This window comes from Mesorhizobium sp. B2-8-5 (genome assembly GCF_006440675.2).
Lineage (GTDB): Bacteria > Pseudomonadota > Alphaproteobacteria > Rhizobiales > Rhizobiaceae > Mesorhizobium.
In genome coordinates this window covers 1,999,660-2,023,021 of sequence record NZ_CP083951.1, presented here as the reverse complement: position 1 = coordinate 2,023,021, position 23,362 = coordinate 1,999,660, and the positions used below count along the sequence as shown (strand labels likewise).

Genomic DNA, 23,362 nt, shown 5'->3' with positions numbered 1-23,362 from the left:
CCGATAATGATCCGTCACTGCGTCTTTGTCCGCTTTCGCGACGACGTTCCTGAAACCGAGCGGGCGGCGATCCACGCCGATCTCGAAGCGCTGCGCGCCGTCGTCGACGGCATGGGCAAGGTGGAATTCAGCGCCAATGTCAGCCCGGAGCCGTTCGCGCGCGGCTTCAGCCACGGCTTCACCATCGACTTTAAAAATGCCGCCGCGCGCGACGCCTATCTGGTGCACGAAGCGCATCAGCGCGCCGGCGCCCGTCTGGTTGCCGCCCTCGAAGGCGGCACCGAGGGGCTGATGGTCATCGATCTCGAGGTGACGCAAATGTGACCGCTCGCCGGCTTAAAACCGGCAGCTGTCCGGTTCTCTTTTACCCGCCCTGGAACATATCGTTGCTTTTGGGGGATGCAAAAGGAGGACCGCCTTGAACCTCACCACCGAGCAGAAGAAAACCGTACTCGCGTCGTTCCTCGGCTGGACGCTCGACGCTTTTGATTTCTTCCTTCTGACTTTCCTGCTCACCGATATTGCAACGGAATTCCAGACCGACGTGCCGGCGGTCTCCAAAGCGCTGTTCCTGACCTTGGCCACGCGCTTCATCGGCGCGTTCTTCTTCGGCATGCTTGCCGACAGATACGGCCGCAAGCCCATTCTGATGCTGAACATCGTCAGCTATTCGGTGATCGGCGCTTTAGCCGCCTTCTCGCCCAATCTCGGCATATTCCTGGCGCTGCGCGCCCTGTTCGGCATCGCCATGGGCGGCGAATGGGGCCTCGGCAGCTCGCTTGCCATGGAGTCCATTCCGCCAAGCGCGCGCGGCATGGTCTCGGGCATCCTGCAATGCGGTTATCCGGCCGGCTACCTGCTGGCCGCGGTGGTCTACGGGCTGCTCTACGGGCAGAAGATCGGCGACTTCACCTTCGGCTGGCGCGCCATGTTCCTCCTGAGCTTCATACCGGCGCTGATCGTGCTTTTCATCCGCTCGCATGTGCCGGAATCGCCAGCCTTCGTCGAAGCCCGCCAGCGCGTGAAGCCAGGATTGCTCGAAACGCTGCGGAAGCACTGGGGCATCGCGCTCTATGCCGTGGTGCTGATGATGTTCTTCAACTTCTTCAGCCACGGCACGCAGGATCTCTATCCGACCTTCCTCAAGAAGCAGCATAGCTTCGATCCGCATACGGTGAGTTGGATCACCATCGTCGCCAACATCGGCGCCATCGTCGGCGGACTGGCCTTCGGCGCGCTCTCCGAGAAGATCGGCCGCGTCAATGCCATTACGCTCGCTTGCCTGATCGCGTTGCCGGCACTGCCTCTATGGGCCTATTCGACGACACCCTTCATGCTGGCCGTCGGCGCCCTCGTCATGCAGGTGGCGGTTCAGGGCGCCTGGGGAGTCATCCCGGTGCATCTCAACGAGCTCTCGCCAGGCGCCGTGCGCGCGACCTTGCCCGGCTTCATCTACCAGGCCGGCAATCTGGCGGCATCCTATGGCGGCCCGTACCAGGCGGGCATCGCCGAGGCGCCCGGCAGCAGCTATGGCTACGCGCTGGCGCTCTTCGCCGGTGTGGTCGCGGTCTGCATCATCATCGTCATCCGCTTCAGCCCTGAGAAGCGCGGCCAGGTGATGACCGTGTTGGACCATGAGGTTGGAGCAATTCCGGAAAAAGTGTGAAACGGTCAGGCTCGGTGACTTCGCCGCAGCCCGTCCGCAATTACTAAAACGAAGAGATAGAGGGCGCCGTTTCCGGGAGACGGCGCCCTCTATCCGAGCCTGAGCGCCGCGACGCCGGCGACGATGCCGAGCGCCGCGGTTGCGCGCCAGGCCGTCATCTTTTCACCCAGCGCCAGCACCGAGATCAGCATGGCGAACAGGATCGAGGTCTCGCGCAGCGACGCGACCGAGGCGATCGGCGCCTTGGTCATTGCCCACATCACGATCCAGTAGGCCGCGCCGCTGAGCACGCCGGTGAACAGGCCGGCTTTCCAGTCGCGTGCCAGCACCGGAAGCGACTGCGGTCCGCGGACGGCAATGCACAGCACGAGCGCCCACGCCGCATCGCAGACGAACAGCCAGGCCGCATAGCTTTGCGCGGTTGCCGCGAGCCGCGCGCCGCTGCCGTCGGAGAGCGTGTAGCTGGCGATGAAGATCGATGTGCCGAGCGCGAAGCCGACCGCGCGCAGATTGAGCTTCTCCAGATGCGCCCCGCCCCGGAACGACATGACCAGCGTGCCTGCCGACAGAAGCACGATGCCGACGATGGCGAAAGGCGCCGGGACCTCGCCGACCATGACGATGCCGCCGAGCGCCGAGAGCAGCGGCGCGGTGCCGCGCGCCAGCGGATAGGTCTGGGCGAAATCGCCCGCCTTGTAGGCGCCGACCAGAAAGGTGCGATAGCCCATGTGGAAGATCACCGAGGCGATAATGTAGGGCCACACTTCAGCCTTTGGCACCTCGACAAAGGGAAGTGCGAACAGCGCCGCAAATCCCATCCCGAGCGTCATCAGCGTGATCGACAGGAAGCGGTCGAGATGCACCTTGACCAGCGCGTTCCAGATCGCGTGCATGGCCGCCGCCGAGAGCACCGCCAGGAAGACGAACAGCGTCATGTCGGTTTCATCGACCTTGTCGAGCCGAAAGGCGTTTCGAGATCGATATCGACCCTGAGCGGAAAATGGTCGGAAGCCACCTCGCCGATATCGGCGGTTACCGAACGCACGCGATCGGCCAACCCGCCGCCGACGAAACAATGGTCGAGCCGTCGTTTCGCCAGCCTGCCATCGATGATCTTTTCGTGCGTATGGAAGTCCGGCCCGGACTCGCCGGCGACCGCTACGGCATCGACGAATCCGTCGATGTAAGCGGCGCCCCGATGGTAGGGCGTGCTACCGACGATACGCCGGTATTCGGCGCTGCCCGGCTCCATGTTGAAGTCGCCCAGCCAGATCGCCGCCAACGGATTTTCCGGTTCCGTCTGGCCGTTCGTCCAGTTGCGCTGCGGCTCGTCGTCGACGCCGCTCCAAGGGCCTCCGTCGGATGGCGCGCGGCGATGCTCGACATTGAGATAGTCGATCTGCTCCAGCCGCTCCTCCGCCGCGATATGCGCCAGATGCAAGGAAAGCACCCGCACCGGTCCCGCCGGCGTGCGGATCATGCATTCCAGCGCCGCGTTGCGGGTGTTGAGCGGCCTCAGCGTGCGCCGTAGCGGCAGCGTGTGCAGCCGCGACCAGACGATCGGCAGCTTCGACAGCACCATCGTGCCGAACTGCCGCCTGCGGTTGACGACGCGGCCGTCGCGTCTCTCGCTGGCGTCCATATCGAAGGCCGGGCCGTAAGCCCAGTAATAGTCGGGCAGCAGGCTGGACAGGATCTCGGGCTGGTCGTCCTCATTGCTGCGCTGCCAGTGCCGCTCGACCTCCTGCAGCGCGATGATGTCGGCGCCGTTCACCAGCCTGGCGCAGCGGCTGAGATCGTAGCGCCCGTCGCTGCCATAGCCGTACTGGATGTTGTAGCTGATCAGCTTCATTGATTAACCGGCTCACTTCTCGTGATCGCAGTAGCGCAATTCCAGGAAAAGTGTGAGCGGTTTTCCGTTCGGAATTGCGTCAAAACAAAGGGATAGAGTGGTTCGCCGTCTTCGGTGAACCGCTCTATCGCCCCGCCTCTTGCGTTGCAATGTGCCGCGAGGCCAAGCGGAATAGTCCAACGGAGACCAGCGAACCGCTGCGCCTAATAGGTCGTCAGTGGCTGGAAGCTTCCGGCGGGCGACGCCGCCAGTTCCGACCAGTCGATCTCCTCTTCCAGCCGGTGATAGGCCTCGTCGCCGATCGTGCCATTGCTGCGCAGTTCCTCCAACCTGTCGCGCTGCCGCTTGATGGCGTAAAGACGCAACCGGTCGTATTCCGTCGCGGCTTGTGCGTCCTCGGGATTTTCGGCAACCCGCCGCTGCGCCTCGTACTGCTCGCGCACGACGGCGGCAGCGGCCGACGTCTTGCGGCTCAGCACATCGAGCGCAACCTGCATGATGGCCACCCGTGCCTCGGCCACCTCGCGGTCGATCGAGGTATCCCGCTCGAAGTTGAGCCGGCGCAGCAGCGGCTTGAGGCTCATGCCCTGCAGCACGAGCGTTCCGAGGACGACCGCGAAGGCGGCCAGCACGATCGGATCGCGACCGGGGAAGTCGGCCGGCAAGGCAATTGCCACTACCAGCGTCACCAGCCCGCGCATGCCGCACCAACCCACAAGCACGGCGCCGCGAAATGTCGGTGCATCGCGCCTTTCTTCCTCGCTGTCATGGCGGGCAAACCAGCGTATGACCGCGACATAGCCCGCCACCCAGACGAGACGCGCCACGATGACGACCGCAAGCACCGTTGCGGCGAAGAGAAAGGCTTCGCCTTGCCCGTCGCCGGAAAGCCGGCCGACAATCGAACGGGCCTGCAAGCCCATCAGCACGAAAGCCAGCACATTGAGCACGAACACGGCCGATTCCCAGACCGAATAGGTGCTGACGCGGCGTCGGGCCGACATGCGGCGTGGCGCGGTGCGCGCGATGGTGATGGCATAAACGACGATGGTGATGATGGCGGAAAGGCCAAGTCTGTCGGCAATGATCCAGACCGCGAAGGTTCCGGCGAACTGCACCACGGTGCTGCTTGCCGCATCCTCGATACGCGTCAGCGTGAGCAGGGAGAAGCGGCCGAACAGATAGCCGGCGACAACGCTGCCGACCGTTGCAAGCAGGATGACGGGCACTGCGTCTTTCAGCATGAGCGTGCCGATGGCTGCCGCGACCGAAATCCGGTAGATCAACAGCGCCGTGGCGTCGTTGAGCAGGCTCTCGCCCTGCAGGATAGCGGTGAGACGGTGCGGCACCTTGAACTGATTGAGCACCGCGCTTGCCGCCACAGCGTCCGGTGGCGCGACGATGGCGCCGAGCGCGATCGCCGCCGCGATCGGCAGCCCAGCCATTTTCCAGCCGACGAAGGCAACCACCACGGTGGTGAAGACGACGGCGCCGAGCGCCAAAAGCACCAGCGACAGGCGATAGCGCTTCAGGTCGCGCAGCGAGGTGTCATAGGCGGCATCGAGAAGCACCGGCGCGATGAACAGTGCAAGCGCCAGTTCCGGATCGATCTCGATCACCGGCGCGCCCGGCACGAAGGCAAGCCCGACCCCGGCAAGCGCCAGCAGCGACGGGTAAGGTACCTCCAGCCATCGCGATACCGCCGTCAGCGCGACGGCGATGAGAAGCAGGATCAGAGTAAGTTCGAACAGCGCCATGGCTTATCGTAACGGCGAAGCACGAAGCTTGGCAGTACCCTGAAGCAGGATACTGTTGATTTATCCGACAAGGCTTGTGTGCCCGGCAGGCCGCGTCCCCGGCCGATCGATGGATTACCCCTCGGCCGGCGCAAAGGCTTCGCCTGCCTTATCGGCGTCAAGACGGCCAGGCCGTCAGTGCAGGACCAGCATATCGCCCGACGAGAACGAAATATCCGCCTTGTCGCCAACGATCGGTGGCGGTGTCGTCGAGTTGTTGAAGGTGTCGAGCGACACCGTGTTGCCGCCGATGCCGACGCGCACCCGGATGACCGAGCCGAGGAAATGCACTTCGGCGATCTCGCCCGAAAGGCTGGTATCGTGCCCGGGCTGGCGCGCCAGCGAAATCGCTTCCGGCCGCAGCGCCAGCGACAGCGTATCGCCGGACTTCGAGCCATTGAGCTTGCCCTTGAGCGAGACTTCCTGGGCGTTGACCTGCACCTTGCCCGTTGAAGCGTCGGTGACCTTGCCTTCGAGCACGTTGAGCGTGCCGACGAAATTGGCGACGAACTTGGTCGCCGGCCGGTTGTAGATCTCGAATGGCGTGCCGACCTGTTCGGCCTTGCCGCCATACATCACCGCGATGCGGTCGGAGATCGACAGCGCCTCTTCCTGGTCATGGGTGACGAAGATGGTGGTGATGTCGAGCTTCTTCTGGATCGAGCGGATTTCCTCGCGCAGCGACACGCGCACCTTGGCGTCGAGCGCCGACAGCGGCTCGTCGAGCAAAAGCAGTTTGGGTTTCGGAGCAATTGCCCGCGCGAGCGCGATGCGCTGCTGCTGGCCGCCGGACAGCTGATAGGGATAGCGATCGGCCATCTGCGGCAGCTTGATCATGTCGAGCATCTCTGCAACGCGCTTGTCCGCGTCAGGCTTCGACATGCCGGCCACCTTCAGACCGAAGGCGATGTTCTGCGCCACCGTCAGGTTCGGGAACAGCGCGTAGGCCTGGAACACCATGCCGACATTGCGCTGATTGGGCTTCAGCCTGGTGATGTCCTTGCCGGCGACGACGATCTTGCCGGCCGAGGGCTCCTCGAAACCGGCGACCATGCGCAGCACAGTGGTCTTGCCGCAGCCGGATGGCCCCAGGAAGGAGACGAACTCGCCGGGCTCGACGTCGAGGCTGAAATCCTGCACCACGGTGTTGGCGCCGTAGGACTTTCGCACATGCTGGATAGACAGGAATGGCTCGGCCATGGCTTTTCTCTCAGGTCAATTCGGGCGGTTCGCCGATTTTGGCGCGAAACGGGACAGGATCTGGATCAGCGACATGCAGCCCCAGGTAATGGCGAAGGCGATGATGGCAAGTGCCGCCGGCTCGTAGGCGCGGTTGGCGCCGATGTTCTGCAGATAGGGGCCGAAGGCCGGACGGTTCAGCAGGCTGGCTATCGTGAACTCGCCGATGACGATGGCGAAGGTCAGGAAGGCGCCCGACAGAACGGCGATCAGTACATTGGGAAGAATGACCCGGGTGATGATCGTGGCCCAACCGGCGCCGAGGATTTGGGCGGCTTCCGTCAGCGTTCTGACATCGATGGTACGAAGACCGGTGTCGACGGCGCGGTACATATAGGGCAACGCCAGCGTCGCATAGCCGATCACCAGCAAGGCGCTGGCGCCGAGATCGCTGGCCAGGAACGGCAGCGGCGAATTCGAGCCGTACATGCGGATATAGCCGAACACGATGACGATCGCCGGAATGACCAGCGGCAGCAGCGTGATGAATTCGACGATCGGTCTGATTTGAGGCAAACGGAGACGGATCCAATAGGCGGCCGGCACCACGATCAGCACGCCGAGAATGATGGTGAAGATCGCGGCGACCACCGAATACAGGAACGTCGCCTGGAAGCGCGGATCGCCGAGCACGACTTGATAGGCGTCGAAGGAATGGACGCCGCGCCGCATGCGCAGCGAAAACTCGAACGTCGCCAGCAGCGGGATGAAGAAATAGGCCGTGCCGATTCCGAAGACGACCCAGGCCCAGAATTTGCCCGACTTCATTTCAGCCACCTCTCGGAACGGGTCCGGAACCAGATGTAGAAGACATTCGCCAGTCCGGTGATGACGATCATGCCGAAGGCGATCGCGTAGCCGAGCTGCGGGTTGTGCAGCACATCGCCGTTGATCTGCGAATAGAGCTTGATGGGAACGATGTTGAGCTGCGGGCCGGCGAACGCATAGGCCGTTGCGATGGCGCCGAAGGCGTTGGCGAACAGAAGGATGACGGTGCCGAGGAAGCTCGGAAACAGCACCGGTATCACCACCATACGCCAGTACTGCCATTGGGTGGCGCCAAGCGTGGCGGCGGCCTCGTTCCATTCCTTCTTCAAACCGTCGATCGCCGGCACGATGATGACCACCATCAGCGGGATCTGGAAGAAGAGATAGACCACGATCAGGCCCCACGTGGTCAGGAAATTGAACCCCATCGCATAGATGTTGAGATTGAATATGTCGCGCAGCAGCACCGTCACGATGCCGACGCGGCCAAGCGTGGCGATGAACGCGAAGGCAAGCGGCAAGCCGGCAAAATTCGAGGCGACGCCCGAGAAGGTCAGCGTCGCGGAGCGAACCCAGCTGGGCAGGCCGCCGCGCACGATGGCCACGGCGATCGCCAGTCCGGCAAATGCGCCGACGATGGCCGACCAGAAGCTGATCTTGATCGAGACCCAATAGGAATTGCTGATTGAAGGATCGCTCACCAATTGCAGGATGTTGTCGAGCGTGAACCCGCCTTCCCCGGTCTGAAACGCGCCGATGACGAGATAAAGCGTCGGCATGATCAGGAACATCAGGGTGAAGACGAAGAATGGCGCCACACCGATCCATTGCGTCGGCAGGCGAAAAGCGGTCGCCGCGTTCGGCGGCACGGGCTTGGTGGCAACTGACTGATTTGAAAGCGATAGATCGGTCATGCGCCCGGCACCGTCTTCGAGGGAAAGCCGGGCGGCCAAGTGGCCGCCCGGTGCACTTCAAGTCTTACTTGACGTTGGCGCCGACAGTGGCGTCCCAGTTCTTGCTGATGGCTTCCTTGGCCTTGCCCTGCTCGTCGAGCGTCGGGAAAGCCGCCGAGGCGTAGGACTCAGCCGGCGGCAGCTTGGCCAGCACGTCCGCCGGGATCTTGCCGTTCTTGGCGAGATCGTTGAAACGGATCGGGTGACAGTAGCCCTTCAGCCAGCCGATCTGGCCTTCGTCGGAATAGAGGTATTCCATCCACAGCTTCGCGGCATTCGGATGCGGCGCGTAAGCGCTGATCGCCTGCACATAGACACCGGCGACAACGCCGGTCTTCGGCACGATCACGTCGACGGGCGGGTTGCCCTTCAGCGTGTCGCGGCCGGCAAGCGCGTTGTAGTCCCAGTTGATCAGGATCGGCGTCTGGCCCTGGGCCAGCGTCGCCGGCTTGCCGACGACCGGAACGAAATTGCCGGCGGCATTGAGCTTCTTGAAGAAGTCGAGACCAGCGGTGCCGGCGGCTTCACCAGCGGCGGCGCCCGACGACAGACCGGAGGCATAGACCGCCTGAATGGCCTGGTTCGAAGCGCGCGGATCACCGGCGAGCGCGACCGAATTGGCGAATTCCGGCTTCAGCAGGTCGGCCCAGTCGGCCGGCGATTCCTTGACCAGGTCCTTGTTCACCATGAACGACAGCACGCCGTAATAGTCGCCGTACCAGGCGCCATCGGCATCCTTGGCGCTGTCCGGAATCGAGTCCCAGGTCGACACCTTGTAAGGCATCAGCAGGCCGTCGGCCTTGGCGGTCGGGCCGAACGACAGACCGACGTCGATGACGTCGGGCGCTTGCGGGCCCTTGTTGTCCTTATTGGCCTTGATCGCCTCGACCTCGTCGCCCGAGCCGGCGTCCGGGTTGAGTTCGTTGATCTTGATTTCCGGATACTTAGCCTTGAAAGCGTCGATCACTGCCCCGTAGCCACACCAGTCATGCGGAAGCGCGATGGTGGTGAGCTGGCCTTCAGCCTTCGCGGCCTTGACGAGATCGTCCAGCGAATCCGCGGACGAAATCACCGTCGACGCAAAGAGCGCCGCGGCCGAGAGGGAAAGCACTTTCCCCGTGAACTTGAACATGTGTTCTCTCCGTTGAACTGGCGCGTTTAAGCGCCTGCGATGCGGGTATCGTTTTCGTGTGACAGCCAGATGAAGACTTTTTGAAACCCGAGCCCCGCGGCAAAAAAAGTTAACTCTTTTTAACAGACTGTAGCAATTAGCCCGCGCTTAATTTTCCGGCTAATGGTTAGTCGCCTTGCCTTTTGCCCTCTCCCTCCGCTCTGGAACGCCCCTTCATTCAACTCTTCGGCATTGAAAGCCGGCTCTCAGACGGAGCCGACGATCGCATTTTCGAGCAGCGCCAGCGCCGCTTTCTTGGTGAGCTTGACCGGATTGCCGCCAGCGGTCGGATCGACCACCGCCATGTCGGCGATCAGTGCCTTGCGCTTCTTGTCCATGTCGAGGCCCTTGATCAGGCCCGGCAGCGCGTGCGGCACCTTCAATTCCTTGCGCAATTTGATGATCGCCTTGGCGAAGCCGTCGAAGCCGCCCTTGATGCCGCAATAGGCGGCGAGCCGGGCGATGCGCTCGTCGATGCTCTCCCTGTTGAAGGCGAGCACATAGGGCATGAACACGGCATTGGTCATGCCGTGATGGGTGTCATAGAGCGCGCCGATCGGATGCGACAGCGAATGGATAGCGCCGAGCCCCTTCTGGAAGGCGGCGGCGCCCATGGCGGCGGCACTCATCATGTGGGCGCGGGCGACCAGATCCTTGCCGTTGGCGAAGGCCTTGGGCAGATTCTCGAACACCAGCCGGATGCCTTCCACCGCGATGCCGTCAGCCATCGGGTGATAGCCCGGCGCGCAATAGGCCTCCAGGCAATGGGCCAGCGCGTCCATGCCCGTGCCGGCGGTGATGAAGGCCGGCATGCCGACCGACAGCTCCGGATCGGCAATGACGATCGCCGGCAGAAGCTTCGGATGGAAGATGACCTTCTTGGTGTGGGTCGCCTCATTGGTGATGACGCCGGCGCGGCCGACCTCGGAGCCGGTTCCCGCCGTGGTCGGCACGGCGATGATCGGCGCGATCGCGTCCGAGTTGGCCCTGGTCCACCAGTCGCCGACGTCCTCGAAATCCCATACCGGCCGGGTCTGCCCGGCCTGGAAGGCGATCAGCTTGCCGAGGTCGAGCGCCGAGCCGCCGCCGAAGGCGATCACGCCGTCATGCTTGCCCTTCTTGAACACGGCGATGCCGGCGATGAGGTTGGACTCGACCGGGTTCGGCTTCACCTCCGAAAACACGCCATAGGGAACCTTGGCGTCGTCGAGGATTTTCAGCGTCGAGGCGACAACCGGAAGCTTTGCCAGACCCGGATCGGTGACGAAGAGCGGGCGCTTGATACCCGCCGCAGTCAGTACGTCCGGCAGTTCCTTGATGCGGCCGGCGCCGAAGCGAACAGTGGTGGGATAGTTCCATTTGGAGATGAGCTTGGACATGTCTTGTCTTTCAAAAAATCAGATCGCTTCACGCAGGTGATAGGATTTCGGCCTCGTCAAATTGTCGTAGCCGATGGCCGAAAGCGCCGCCCCCTTGCCGGTATCCTTGACGCCGGTCCAGACCAGCGCCGGGTCGAGATAGTCGCAGCGGTTCATGAACACGGTGCCGGTTTCGACACGGTCGCCGATGGCAATTGCGCGCTCCGTGTCGCGCGTCCAGATCGAGGCGGTCAGCCCATAGGGGCTGTCGTTCATCAGAGCGATCGCCTCCTCGTCGTTGCGCACCTTCATGATGCCGACGATCGGCCCGAAGCTCTCCTCGCGCATGACGCTCATCTGGTGATCGACTTCGGTCAGCACTTCCGGCGCCAGATAGGGCGAGCCCGGCTTGTCGTTCTCGACCTTCATGTTGATATGCGCCTTGGCCCCCTTGCGCAGCGCCTCTGCCTTCTGCTCGCGGATCAGATCGGCGAAGCGCGCCTGTGCCATCGGCCCCATCGTGGTCGCCTGGTCCAGAGGATTGCCGACGACATAATTCCTGGTCTCGGCGACAAAACCCTCGACGAACTCGTCATAGACCTTCTCATGCACATAGACGCGCTCGATGCCGCAGCAGCACTGGCCTGAATTGTAGAAGGCGCCGTCGACCAGATTGGCGACAGCATGGTCCATCTTGGCGTCGGGCAGCACATAGGCCGGGTCCTTGCCGCCGAGTTCGAGGCCGAGCGTCATGAAGGTGCCGGCGGCGGCCTTCTCGATGGCGCGGCCGCCGCCGACGGAGCCGGTGAAATTGACATGGTCGATCTTGCCCGAGCCGAGCAGCTTCTCGGTCTGGGCGTGGTTCATGACCAGGTTCTGGAACAGTCCCTTCGGCAGGCCGGCCTTGTCGAAGGCTTGGCTGAAGCGTTCGCCGACCAGCAGCGTCTGCGCGGCATGCTTGAGGATGACGGCGCTTCCGGCCATCAGCGCCGGCACGATGGTGTTGACCGCTGTGAGATAGGGATAGTTCCACGGCGCGATCACCAGCACGACGCCGAGCGGCACCTTCTTGACATAGCGGCGGAAGCCGTCCTTCGGATTGGAGGCAAGCACCGGCTTCAGCGCGGCTTCGGCGATCTCGACCATGTAGTTGGTGCGTTCCTTGACGCCGCCGAACTCGCCGCCATAGCGTACCGGCCGGCCCATCTGCCAGGCGATCTCGGGCACGATCTCGTCGGTCATCGCAACCAGGGCTTCCAGCATCGCCAACATGTATTTGCCGCGCTCGACGACCGGCGTCTCGGCCCACTTCTCTTGCGCCGCCCTGGCGCGCTCGACGGCCGCGTTGATCGCCTGGTCGCTCGCGACCGGCCGCTCGGCATAGATCGAGCCATCGATGGGGGATTTGAGTTTGACCGTTTCGGTCATTTCTTCCTCGCAGTTTTGCAACAATCGAAATCACTTGGCTTGGCGCCGCCCCTCATCCGCCTGCCGGCACCTTCTCCCCGTATAGTGACGGGGGAGAAGCTCCCGCGCTGGCGACCCCTCTCCCCCGTTCTTCACGGAGAGGGTAAGGGTGAGGCGCAGCGCCGACGCTAACCCGGCCCCCTAGTACCGCTCGAAGCCCCGGTGCAGCTCCCAATCCGTGATGCGGCGGTCGTATTCGAACTGCTCCCAGCGGGCGGTGTGCACATAGTGCTCGATCACCTCCTCGCCGAAGGCCTGCTTCAGCATCTTCGACTTGGCCAGCGTCTCGGTGGCGTCGCGCAAGGTCTTGGGGATCTCGGGCAGGCGCGAGGCCTGGTAGGCGTCGCCGACGAAAGGCTTCTGCAGCTCCAGCTTCTCATCGATGCCGGCAAGGCCGGACGCGATCAGGGCGGCGAAGGCGAGATACGGATTGAGATCGGCGCCACCGATGCGGCATTCCATGCGGATGCCCTTGGTGCCCTCGCCGCACAGCCGGAAGCCGGCGGTTCGGTTGTCCTCGCTCCACATGATCTTGGTCGGCGCGAAGGTGCCGGCCTGGAAGCGCTTGTAGGAGTTGATGTAGGGCGCCAGGAACCAGGTGAACTCCTTGGCGTATTTGAGCTGCCCGGCCGCCCATTGCTGGCCTAGCGCGGACAGCGTCCAATCGGCCTTCTTGTCGAAGAACAGCGGCGTCTTGCCGTCCGCGCTCCACAGCGAATTGTGGATGTGGCTGGAATTGCCGGCGAGGCCGTAATTGTACTTGGCCATGAAGGAGATGGCCTTGCCCTCGGAATCGGCGATCTCCTTGGCGCCATTCTTCAGGATGACGTGGCGGTCGGCCATGTCGAGCGCTTCGGCATAGCGCACGTTGATCTCTTCCTGCCCAGGGCCCCACTCGCCCTTGGAATTTTCGATCGGGATGCCGGCGGCTTCCATCTCGTTGCGCAGCCGGCGCATGACGCCTTCTTCCTTGCTGGTGATGCCGATCTGGTAGTCGCCGATATAGGGCGAAGCGCTATCGAGCCCCTGCCAGTGCTTCTTGCGGGCGGACTCGTAGGTCTCGCTGAACAGATAGAATTCGAGCTCGGAGGCGAAATAGCCGATATAGCCGCGCTCCTGCAGACGCTTGACCTGCTTCTTCAGGATGGCGCGCGGCGAGTGTGCCAAATCCTCATGGTCGTGATGGTCGAGCACGTCGCAGATGACCAGCGCCGTCTTCTCCAGCCACGGAATGCGCCGCAGCGTCGACAGGTCCGGCTTCATGACGAAGTCGCCATAGCCCTTCGACCAACTCGCCGCCTTGTAGCCCGGCACCGGTTCCATATCGATGTCGCAGGCCAAGAGATAGTTGCAGCCATGCGTCTCGCCATGCGCGGAATCGACGAAATACTGGGCCAGGAAGCGTTTTCCCGAGAGCCGGCCCTGCATATCGACGATGCAGGCCAGCACCGTGTCGATCTCGCCGTTCGAGACCGCTTTCTTCAACTGATCGAACGAGAAATTCCCGGCCATTCCTTTGGCACTCCAGCGCTTGTCGATTGAGGGGAAACAAAACCATGGCCGGCGTTGCGCCGGCCATGGCCATGAGGCGAAGTATCAGTGGCCGGTCTCGCCGACCGCCTGTTCGGCCGCCTTGATCGCTGCCTGGCGCGCCGCGATTATGTCGCCAAGCGGCGGACCTTGGAAGCGGTTGCGCTCGAAGGCGAACCAGACGATCGCCGTCAGGATGAAGAAACCGACGGTGATATAGAGCGCCCAGTCGTTCGGCGGCTGGATGCCAATGACGAAGATCAGGATCATCGACAGGATCGAGAGAACGCCGAACAGCATGAAGACGGCGCGCCCCATGTTCCACGGGCCCATCTTGTCCCACTTCGGCGTTCCCCAGGCCATCATGCCGAGCACGATAGGCACAATGAAGGACAAAAACAGGAAGATGACCGTGCAGGATACAACGATCGTATAGGCCGAGGTGCCGGCGACCGAAACCAGGGTCGAACCCCACACGAACAGCACCGACAGGATCGAGGCCGTCCAGATCGCCGCCACCGGCGTGCGATAGGTGGGGCTGACCTTGGCAAGCGCTGCCGAGCCCGGCAGGCCGCCGTCACGCGAGAAGGCGAAGATCATGCGCGAGGCCGAGGTGACGGTGGCAAGACCGCACAGCAGCTGCGCGATGAACACGACGAGGTAGACGAACTCCTTGAGGCCGGGGCTGACGCGCTGGTCGAAAGCCCAGAAGAACACGTTCCAGCCCTGCTTGGCGGCGTCGTCCATGTTCGGGATCATCAGCACGAAGGCGGCCAGGAACAGGTAGCCGAACAGCGCCGACCAGACGACCGACATCACCATCGCGCGCGGCACCGAAGAGGCTGCCTTGATGGTCTCTTCCGACGTATGCGCCGAGGCGTCGTAGCCGGTGATCGTGTAGATCGGCAGCAGGAGGCCGAGCGCGAACACCCAGGCGTTCGAAACCGATGGCCACACACCGCCGCCGGCGTCGCCGGAGTAGTTATGGAAGGTGAAGAGGCGGCTGAAGTCCCAGGTCTCGGCCGAAAGCAGGCAGACCACTGCGATCAGGATCGAGCCGAAGAAGATGAGATAGCCCGAGAAATCGGTCAGTTTCGCTGTCAGCTTGATGCCGAGATGGTTGATCAGCGCCTGGGCACCGGTGATGACGACCAGGAAGATCATCTGGTTGGTCAGCGTGCCCTCGATGCCGAGCGCCGGTCCGAAGGCGCCGATGAAGAAGGTCCAGGTGCCGACATTGATGGCGCCCAGCACGGTGATCAGGCCGAGCAGGTTGAGCCAGGCCGTCACCCAGCCGGTGCCGCGATTGCCGAGGATCGAGCCCCAGTGATAGAGGCCGCCGGCCGTCGGATAGGCCGAGCTGATCTGCGACATGGCTACCGCGAAGGTGAGCGACACGAAGCAGCCGACCAGCCAGCCGATGCCGATGCCGATGCCGCCGGCGCCCGACGTGGCCTGAGCCAGCGAATTGATGCCGCCCGACAGGATGCAGATGATCGAGAACGAAACCGCGAAATTCGAGAAGCGGCTGAGCCGCCGCTCCAGTTCCTGGGCATAGCCCATGCTGTGGAGGGCTTTCACGTCCTCCGCCTTGTCGACGTCTGTATAACCCGGTGTCGTCATGTTGGAATTCCCCTATGGTTCTTGGCTGGCCGGTCCTGCACCTTGATGCCCGATCGACCTGAGCCGACCGGGCGATATTGCGTTTGCCGTTAGCCCGCTGTCTGGCCGACTGCTTTTTCCGCGGCCGCGATCTCCGCCGCGCGACGAGCAATGTCGGCACCGATCGGTGGCCCCTTGAAGCGCCGCGATTCGATACCGAACCACAGAACGGCCAGCAGAATGATCAATCCGATGGCGTAGTTGATCAGGATGTCGAAGGGCGGCTGGATGCCGGCATACATCAGCACCAGGACCCCGAGCACGGTGACGATGGCGAAAGGCTTTGACCAGACGCCGAGACGGAACGGGCCGAACTCCGTCCAAGTCTTGCCTTCCGCAAACAGGCCTGCCGCCACCGGCATGGCATAGGACACGTAAAGGAAGAGAGCGCAGCCTGCTGCCAACGCCGCGAAGGCCGGCGAATAGAGCGTGGCCGCGATCGACAGCACGACGCCAAGCCAGATGGCCGGGACGGGCGTGCGCCAGGTCGGCGAAACCTGCTTCCACAAAGACGACCCCGGCAGGCCTCCGTCACGCGAGAAGGCGAAGATCATACGCGAGGTCGAAGTGAGCCCGGCCAGCGCGCACAGATAATTCGCCAGCACGATGCAGATGCCGAGCAGATCCTTCAGCCAGGTCGGCGCCGGCAGGTTGTTGAAGAGGTTGAACCAGGCATTGCCGCCGTCCTTTGCGGTCGCCACGAGATCGGGGCTCGCGAGGACGAAGGAGACCGCCATGACGAAGCCGAAGACGAGAGACCACAGGACTGCGTGGATCATGCCCCTGGGCACTGCGGTGCGAGCATTGTGCGTCTCCTCGGCGGTGTGCGCCGAGGCGTCAAAGCCGGTGATTGTATAAAGTGGGTAGAGAAGGCCGATCAGGAAGGCCACCAGCGCCGTGCGGGCCGTCGGAACATAGCCGCCGCCGGCATCGCCGGTCGTGTTGACGAAAGTCGTCAACCGCGAAAGATCGAAGCCATGCGCGCCCCAGATCAGGAAGGTCAGCGTCAGCACGACCGCGACAACGAGGATGAGGTATCCTGAAAAGTCGGTCAACATCGTCGTCGTCTTGATGCCGAGATGGTTGAACAGGCCTTGGGTGACGGTGATGATGACAACCGCCGTCGTCTGCTGCCAGAAACCCCAGGTCGATGTGTCCAAGCCAAGGATCGGTCCCGCGACGAGCCCGGAAAACAACAGGTAGACGCCGACATTCACCGAAGCGACGACGAAGATCAGGCCGAGCAGGTTGATCCAGGCCGTTGCCCAGCCCCAGCCGCGCCCCCCCAAGATCGACGACCAATGGTAAAGCCCGCCGGCGGTAGGATAGGCCGAACCGATCTGGCCGAGCGAAGCCGCGACCACAAGGGCGAACAGACCGCCTATAACCCAGCCGATGGTCGCCTCGAAACCGCTGCCGGTGGCCATCGCCAGCGGGAACGACGTGATGCCGCCGGCTAGAATGCAAATGATCGAGAAGGAAATGGCGAAGTTGGAGAAGCCGCTCATGCGGCGGGCCAATTCCTGGGCATAGCCCATGCTGTGAAGGATTTTTACGTCCTCCGATTTCTCTGCGTGATCTGTTGTCATGTTGGAGTTCCCCTATCGTTCTTGGCTGGCCGTTCCTACTGACTTTCCCATTGCGCGCAGTCGGGAGCCCCTGGCCTCGTCGGGCTCCAGATTCGAGAATATGCCTGTGAGCAGATCCGCCCATTTCCGCTGCCCGGCATCGCCGGCGATTTCGTCGTTGCGGATTTCGATCATCGCGCAGGCGAGGCCGCGCGAACGCGCGTGCCGTTCCAGCGTGAAATAGACGCGGTCGGCCGGCGAATAGGGTTCGTTGACGCCGACAGTGACGCCGGAGAGCCGCTGCAGCGCCGATATCAGCGGCGCCGCCAAGCGGCGATCCTCGTCATGGATGATGCCGATATGCCATGGCCGGCTCTTGCCCTTGTAGATCGGCGTGAAGGAGTGCACCGACACCAGCCGCGTCTCCTGGCCGCGCGCCAGCCGCTCGTCGATGATCCGGGCGATCGTGTCGTGGAACGGGCGCCAGGCAAGGTCGATCCGCGTGGCGCGCTGCTTGTCGGACAGGCCCGAATTGCCGGGAATGGCTGTCGTCTCGCTGACCGGCGGAACGAGGTCCGGCGCGTCCAGCGGCCGGTTGCAATCGATGACGAGCCGCGACACGCGGGTCTCGATCAAAGTGGCATCGAGCGCTTCGGCCATGCGGCGTGCGACGGGAAGCGCGCCCGGGTCCCAGGCGATATGGCGCGAAAGGTCCGCGGCCGGGAGGCCGAGCGTCCCGAACTCGGCGGGAAGGACGTTGGAAGCGTGGTCGCAAGTGATGACGAAGGGGCTTGAGCCGCCAGGGTTGGTCACCCTTACGGTTTCAGACGGTGCAAGGCTGACAGACCGTGCTTTCTCCATGCTGCCGTCCCCTGGGGGAGCGCTGTATCGTATGTTACGTATTTTGTCTCATTGCGTCCCTGTGAATGATTTCATACAGTTTGACCGGCTTTGTCAAACGCGAATTCGGGAAAACGGCGGCGGGCGGCCAACAGGCGGGGGAAAACATGATTTCCAGCATTGCCGAACTGATCTCGGACCGCATCGGGACGATGCCGGCCGGCGAGCGCCGCGCGGCCCAGACGCTGATTGCCAACTATCCTTTGACCGGGCTGAAGACGGTCGCCGAATTCTCGGCCGCGGCCGGCGTGTCCTCGCCGACGATCTTGCGCTTCGTCGCCAGGCTCGGCTTCCAGAACTATCCTGAATTCCAGTCGGCGCTGCAGGATGAATTGGCGGCGCAATTGCAGTCGCCCGCTTCGCGCACGCTCGATCCAAGCTCGGCCGGCGGCGCCGTCTCGCCGATGCTCGAGGCAACGCTCGACAACATGCGTGAGACCTTCCGGCACCTCACCGACAGACAGCTTGCCGACATAGCCGCACGGCTTGCCGAGCGGCGCGGCAAGACCTTCCTTATCGGCGGTCGCTTCACCGATCCGCTGGCCCGCTACATGGCCGCCCATCTCGCCATCATCCAGCCGGATGTCTATCACCTCGCCGGCCAGGAGAGCATCTGGCGCGACCGCCTCATCGACATGGGCAAGCGCGACGTTCTGGTGATCTTCGACATCCGCCGCTACCAGGAAAGTCTCGTCCGCTTCGCCGAGAAGGCGCATCACCGCGGCGTGCAGATCATTCTCTTCACCGACCAGTGGCTTTCGCCGATCGCCCGCTTCGCCCGCCACGTGATCGCCGGGCGTACCGCCGTGCCTTCGGCCTGGGATTCCTCCGCCGCCCTGTTCGTGGTCGCCGAAACCCTTATCGGCGCCGTGACCAGGCAATTGGAAGCGGCCGGCGCCAAGCGCATCCGCGATCTTGAAAGCCTCCGCTAGCGAGGCGAAAGCCGGCGGCGAAATGCGGCAAAACGCAAGAGTCCGAACGGCGTCCGGACCTCACGTTACCGAGATTTAATGTGCACGATTGCGTGATAATTGCCATAAACCGCTGATATTGGGGTGTGGCGTGGCCGGTTTTCGCCCCCAGCCCGTATCGTCGAAGTGCCTGCTTCCGCTGGAATCCGGCAGACGAGTCCTGCCGCTGGAGTGTCGATGTCGAGCTGGAAACAGATTGTTGCAGCATTTGTGATTCTGGTCGCCGCCGTGGCCGCCTGGGCTCGCTTTTATCCCGGCGCGCCTCAGATACTGGCGCGTTGGGGAATGGATTGGGCCATCGCCGCGACACCTCCCGCGACGGAAAGCGCCGCCGGCACCGGCCAGTCCGGACGCAACCGCGCCGGTCAGATCGTCACCATCGTCGCTTCGCCCGCCGGCACAGCCACCATCAACGACAGGCTGCAGGCGATCGGCACCGGCCGTGCCAACGCGACCGTCACCGTCAATCCATACTCGTCCGGGCGCCTCACCGAACTGCTGGTCCAGTCCGGCACGCATGTCGAAAAGGGCGATGTCATCGCCAGGCTCGATTCCGAGACAGAAGTGATCGCGCGCGACCGCGCCCAGGTGGCGATCGAGGATGCCCAGTCCAAGCTCGACCGGGTAAAATCACTCAGGGCGTCCAATGCGGCCACGCCTGTTGCCGTCGCCGACGCCCAGGTGACGCTCGCCAACGCCAGGCTGGCGCTGCGCGATGCCGAGCTCGCGCTCGAGCGCCGCTCGATCGTGGCGCCGATCGAAGGCACCGTCGGCATCCTGCCGATCGCCGCCGGCAACTATGTCACCAATCAATCGGCGATCGCCACGCTGGATGACCGCTCCAGCATCCTGGTCGATTTCTGGGTACCGGAACGCTTCGCCGCCGCGGTCAAGGTTGGCGCTCAGCTGTCGGCCACGCCTCTGGCCAACCCCAACCAGGTCTATACCGGCACCGTCTCGGCCATCGACAACCATATCGACGAGAACAGCCGCACATTGCTCGTGAAAGCGACGATCGCCAACCCAGCCGATTCGCTGCGCGCCGGCATGTCCTTCCAGATCGGCATGCGGTTCCCCGGCGATACCTATCCGGCAGTCAGTCCGCTCGCCATCCAGTGGGGGACCGACGGCGCCTATATCTGGGCCGTCGACAACGGCAAGGCCAAGCGCGTTCCGGTACGCATCATCCAGCGCAACACCGAGACCGTGCTGATCGATGCTTCGGTCGTGAGCGGCGACATGGTGGTGACCGAAGGCACGCAGAGCGTCAGCGAAGGCGGCGATGTCCGCATCGCCGGCGAGGATCGCGCCGCCGGGACCGAGGGCTCATGAGCGGCGCCGGCGACGCCGCCGCGGGATCTGGCCTGACGGCGCTTTTCATCCGCAGGCCGGTCATGGCCTTCGTGCTCAACACGCTGATCGCGGTTGCCGGGCTTGCCGCCTTCTGGGGCGTCGAGATCCGCGAATTGCCGGATGTCGACCGCCCCGTCATCACCGTCAACACCACCTTCGAGGGCGCGGCCGCCGAAACGGTCGACCGTGAGCTGACCGACGCGATCGAAGGCGCCGTCGCGCGCGTTTCCGGCGTCAAGTCGATCTCGTCCACCTCCTCCTTCGGCCAAAGCCGCGTCACCATCGAATTCAACGACGGCGTCGACCTCAACGTCGCGGCCTCCGACGTGCGCGATTCCGTTAGCCGGATCACCAATCAGTTGCCCGAGACTGCCGACGCGCCGCGCATCGTCAAGGCCGACGCGAATTCGGACCCGGTGATGCGGCTGGCCGTCACCTCCGACACCATGTCGGTGCAGGACATGACGGTGTTCGTGCAGGACCGCATCGAGGACGAGCTCGCCGCGGTGCCGGGTGTCGCCGACGTCCAGGTCTCCGGCGACCGCGACAAGATCTTCCGCATCGACGTCGACCAGAACAAGCTGGCGAGCCTGGGCTTCACCGTCGCCGACCTTCGAAAGGCGCTGGCCTCTGTCGCCTTCGATTCCCCGGCCGGCTCGATCACCACGACCAATCAGGACCTCATCGTTCGCACGACCGCCGACGTGACCACGCCGGAGGAGTTCGAGAACATCGTCATCGGCGGCGCGACCCGTATCCGCGACGTCGCCACCGTGACGCTCGGGCCCGATATCGGCCAGACCTCCCTGCGCTCCGACGGCAAGACCGGTATCGGCCTCGGCATCATACGCCAGGCGGAATCGAACACGCTCGACATCTCGACCGGCGTGAGGGCCGCCGTCGCCAAGCTGCAAGAGACGTTGCCCGCCGGCATGTCCATCAAGGTGACCAGCGACGACGCCGTCTTCGTCAATGGCGCCGTGCACGAAGTCGAGATCGCGCTGGCGCTGTCGGTCTCGATCGTGCTCGTCGTCATCTACGCTTTCCTGCTCGACTGGCGCGCCACGCTGATCCCCGGCCTGGCGATGCCGGTCGCCATGATCGGCACCATCGCCGCGATCTATCTCGCCGGCTTCTCCGTCAACATCCTGACGCTGCTGGCGCTGGTGCTGGCGACCGGCCTTGTCGTCGACGACGCCATCGTCGTGCTCGAAAACATCGTGCGCCGCCGCAACGAAGGCATGGGTCCCCGCGCGGCGGCGGTGCTTGGCACGCAGGAAGTGTTCTTCGCCGTCGTCGCCACCACGCTGACGCTGGTCGCCGTCTTCGTGCCGATCTCCTTCCTGCCGGGACAGACAGGCGGCCTGTTCCGCGAATTCGGTTTCGTGCTGGCGATGTCGGTGCTGCTCTCCTGCGTGGTCGCGCTGACGCTCTGCCCCATGCTTGCCTCGCGCATGCTGACCAGCGCATCGCTTCACCATGAAGGCGGTACCGGCATCGGCGCGCGCATCGGCGGCGCCTTGCACGGGCTCTACAAGCATTGCCTGCGTCTTTGCCTCGACGCACCCTGGATCGTTGTCCTGGTCACGCTCATTTTCGCCGGCACCGCCTTCACGCTGTTCGGCACCATCCGCCAGGAACTGACGCCGACGGAAGACCGTGCCGTGGTGCTGTTGCGCATCAGCGCGCCGCAGGGCGTCAGCCTCGACTACACGACCGAGCAGATGCGCAAGATCGAGCGGCTGATCCAGCCGCTGCGCGATTCCGGCGAGATCCGCTCAACCTTCGAAAACGCCGGCAACAACGGCTCCTACAATTCGGGCTTCATGGTGATGACGCTGGCGCCCTGGGACGAGCGCAGCCGCAGCCAGCAGGAGATCATGGCCGACATCAGCCGCCTGACCAGGCAGGTGCCGAGCGTGCGCGTCTTTCCGGTGCAGCCGAACAGCCTCGGCATTCGCGGCGCCGGCAACGGCCTGCAATTCGCGCTGGTCGGCAACGACCGCAAGGCGCTGAGCGAGGCGGCGGTGAAGATCGTCGACGAGATGCGTCAGGACCCGCGCTTCCAGACGCCGCGCCTCTCCGTCGACCCGACGCAGCCGCAGCTTGCCGTGGCCATCGATCGCGAACGCGCCTCCGATCTCGGCATCGACATCACCGGGCTGGCCGACACGCTGCAGGCCATGCTCGACGGCAATGATGTCGTCGACGTCTACATCGCCGACCGCAGCTATGGCGTGAAGCTGGTCTCGACCACCAACCCGATCAACGACCCGACCGACCTGGAAAACATCTTCCTGAAGACGTCCGATGGCCGTTTCGTGCCGATGTCGACCATCGCCACGCTGACCGAGCGCGCCGTGCCGCCGTCGCTGACGCGCGAGCAGCAGCAGCCCTCGGTCGCGATCACCGCCAATCTCGGCAGCGGCTTCGCGCTCGGCGAGGCGCTGACCCGCGCCGATCAGATCGCGGCGCCGCTGCTGCCACCCGGCGCGCGCATCCTGCCGCTCGCCGAAGCCGCGACGCTCGGCGAGAGCAACAACGCCATGATTGCCGTCTTCAGCTTCGCCCTGGTCATCATCCTGCTGGTGCTGGCCGCGCAGTTCGAAAGCTTCGTCAGCGCCGTCATCATCATGGCGACGGTGCCGCTGGGACTCGCTTGCGCCATTTTCGCGCTGCTCCTGTCGGGCACCAGCCTCAACGCCTACAGCCAGATCGGACTGGTGCTTCTGGTCGGCGTCATGGCCAAGAACGGCATCCTGATCGTCGAGTTCGCCAATCAGCTGCGCGACCGCGGGCTCGGCGTGCGCGAGGCGATCGAACAGGCTTCGACCATCCGGCTGCGCCCGGTGATGATGACAATGATCTGCACCGTGCTCGGCGGCGTGCCGCTGGTGCTCGCCGCTGGCGCCGGCGCCGAGGCGCGCGTGGCGCTGGGCTGGGTCATCGTCGGCGGCCTTGGGCTCGCCACTGTCTCGACCCTGTTCCTCACCCCTGTCGCCTACCTGCTGCTTGGCCGCTTCGTCACACCCAAGGCGCATGAGGAAGCGAGGCTGAAGCGCGAGCTCGAGGAAGCCGTGTATGTCGACGCGGAGCCGGCCGAGTAGA

At 63.8% G+C, this 23,362-nt stretch carries 18 protein-coding genes; 5 read left to right on the top strand and 13 right to left on the bottom strand.

Annotated features, from left to right (window positions below):
* Positions 1-6 precede the first annotated feature (6 nt).
* Positions 7-324 (top strand): Dabb family protein, encoded by a 318-nt coding sequence (locus FJ430_RS09770; protein WP_140706874.1) that lies wholly within the window; start codon positions 7-9, stop codon positions 322-324.
* A gap of 94 nt (positions 325-418) precedes the next feature.
* The gene (locus FJ430_RS09765) at positions 419-1,666 is read left to right on the top strand and encodes an MFS transporter (RefSeq protein ID WP_140706872.1); all 1,248 of its coding nucleotides are present in this window, start codon (positions 419-421) and stop codon (positions 1,664-1,666) included.
* An 89-nt stretch (positions 1,667-1,755) separates the two neighbouring features.
* Here FJ430_RS09765 and FJ430_RS09760 read toward each other — a convergent pair whose 3' ends face one another.
* From FJ430_RS09760 to FJ430_RS09700, 13 genes are all read right to left on the bottom strand, one after another.
* A complete protein-coding gene (locus tag FJ430_RS09760; RefSeq protein ID WP_140706870.1) occupies positions 1,756-2,601 on the bottom strand; it encodes an EamA family transporter in 846 nt (281 codons plus the stop codon).
* Positions 2,598-3,518, bottom strand: coding sequence for an endonuclease/exonuclease/phosphatase family protein (locus FJ430_RS09755; protein WP_140706868.1), 921 nt, complete (start codon positions 3,516-3,518; stop codon positions 2,598-2,600). Before FJ430_RS09755 ends, FJ430_RS09760 begins: the two co-directional genes overlap by 4 nt.
* Before the next feature lie 203 nt (positions 3,519-3,721).
* Positions 3,722-5,275, bottom strand: a complete 1,554-nt coding sequence (locus FJ430_RS09750; RefSeq protein WP_140706866.1) for a cation:proton antiporter — start codon at positions 5,273-5,275, stop codon at positions 3,722-3,724.
* Positions 5,276-5,449: 174 nt separating this feature from the next.
* The gene (locus FJ430_RS09745; RefSeq protein WP_140642338.1) at positions 5,450-6,514 is read right to left on the bottom strand and encodes an ABC transporter ATP-binding protein; all 1,065 of its coding nucleotides are present in this window, start codon (positions 6,512-6,514) and stop codon (positions 5,450-5,452) included.
* Between the two features lie 15 nt (positions 6,515-6,529).
* Positions 6,530-7,321 carry an ABC transporter permease gene (locus tag FJ430_RS09740; RefSeq protein ID WP_140651453.1) on the bottom strand — a complete coding sequence of 264 codons (792 nt, stop codon included), beginning with the start codon at positions 7,319-7,321 and terminating at the stop codon, positions 6,530-6,532.
* A complete protein-coding gene (locus FJ430_RS09735; protein ID WP_140651452.1) occupies positions 7,318-8,235 on the bottom strand; it encodes an ABC transporter permease in 918 nt (305 codons plus the stop codon). Before FJ430_RS09735 ends, FJ430_RS09740 begins: the two co-directional genes overlap by 4 nt.
* Positions 8,236-8,299: 64 nt before the next feature.
* Positions 8,300-9,406 carry an ABC transporter substrate-binding protein gene (locus FJ430_RS09730; protein ID WP_140642344.1) on the bottom strand — a complete coding sequence of 369 codons (1,107 nt, stop codon included), beginning with the start codon at positions 9,404-9,406 and terminating at the stop codon, positions 8,300-8,302.
* 245 nt (positions 9,407-9,651) lie between these two features.
* Positions 9,652-10,824 carry an iron-containing alcohol dehydrogenase gene (locus FJ430_RS09725; RefSeq protein WP_140706864.1) on the bottom strand — a complete coding sequence of 391 codons (1,173 nt, stop codon included), beginning with the start codon at positions 10,822-10,824 and terminating at the stop codon, positions 9,652-9,654.
* Between the two features lie 18 nt (positions 10,825-10,842).
* Positions 10,843-12,231 carry an aldehyde dehydrogenase family protein gene (locus FJ430_RS09720; RefSeq protein WP_140706862.1) on the bottom strand — a complete coding sequence of 463 codons (1,389 nt, stop codon included), beginning with the start codon at positions 12,229-12,231 and terminating at the stop codon, positions 10,843-10,845.
* Positions 12,232-12,411: 180 nt separating this feature from the next.
* A complete protein-coding gene (locus FJ430_RS09715) occupies positions 12,412-13,782 on the bottom strand; it encodes a glutamine synthetase family protein (RefSeq protein WP_140706860.1) in 1,371 nt (456 codons plus the stop codon).
* A gap of 84 nt (positions 13,783-13,866) precedes the next feature.
* A complete protein-coding gene (locus tag FJ430_RS09710) occupies positions 13,867-15,423 on the bottom strand; it encodes an amino acid permease (protein WP_140642353.1) in 1,557 nt (518 codons plus the stop codon).
* Between the two features lie 89 nt (positions 15,424-15,512).
* Positions 15,513-17,051, bottom strand: a complete 1,539-nt coding sequence (locus FJ430_RS09705; RefSeq protein ID WP_140706858.1) for an amino acid permease — start codon at positions 17,049-17,051, stop codon at positions 15,513-15,515.
* A 12-nt stretch (positions 17,052-17,063) separates the two neighbouring features.
* On the bottom strand, positions 17,064-17,891 hold the full coding sequence (locus tag FJ430_RS09700; RefSeq protein WP_140706856.1) for an N-formylglutamate amidohydrolase: 828 nt from the start codon (positions 17,889-17,891) through the stop codon (positions 17,064-17,066).
* Between the two features lie 146 nt (positions 17,892-18,037).
* Here FJ430_RS09700 and FJ430_RS09695 point away from each other — a divergent pair, with 146 nt between their 5' ends.
* The 3 genes from FJ430_RS09695 to FJ430_RS09685 all read left to right on the top strand — a co-directional run bounded on the left by FJ430_RS09695 (position 18,038) and on the right by FJ430_RS09685 (position 23,361).
* Complete coding sequence (locus FJ430_RS09695; RefSeq protein WP_140706854.1) at positions 18,038-18,862, top strand: MurR/RpiR family transcriptional regulator; 825 nt, start codon at positions 18,038-18,040, stop codon at positions 18,860-18,862.
* A 216-nt stretch (positions 18,863-19,078) separates the two neighbouring features.
* The gene (locus FJ430_RS09690) at positions 19,079-20,233 is read left to right on the top strand and encodes an efflux RND transporter periplasmic adaptor subunit (protein WP_140706852.1); all 1,155 of its coding nucleotides are present in this window, start codon (positions 19,079-19,081) and stop codon (positions 20,231-20,233) included.
* Positions 20,230-23,361, top strand: a complete 3,132-nt coding sequence (locus FJ430_RS09685) for an efflux RND transporter permease subunit (RefSeq protein ID WP_140706850.1) — start codon at positions 20,230-20,232, stop codon at positions 23,359-23,361. Before FJ430_RS09690 ends, FJ430_RS09685 begins: the two co-directional genes overlap by 4 nt.
* Position 23,362: the final 1 nt, after the last annotated feature.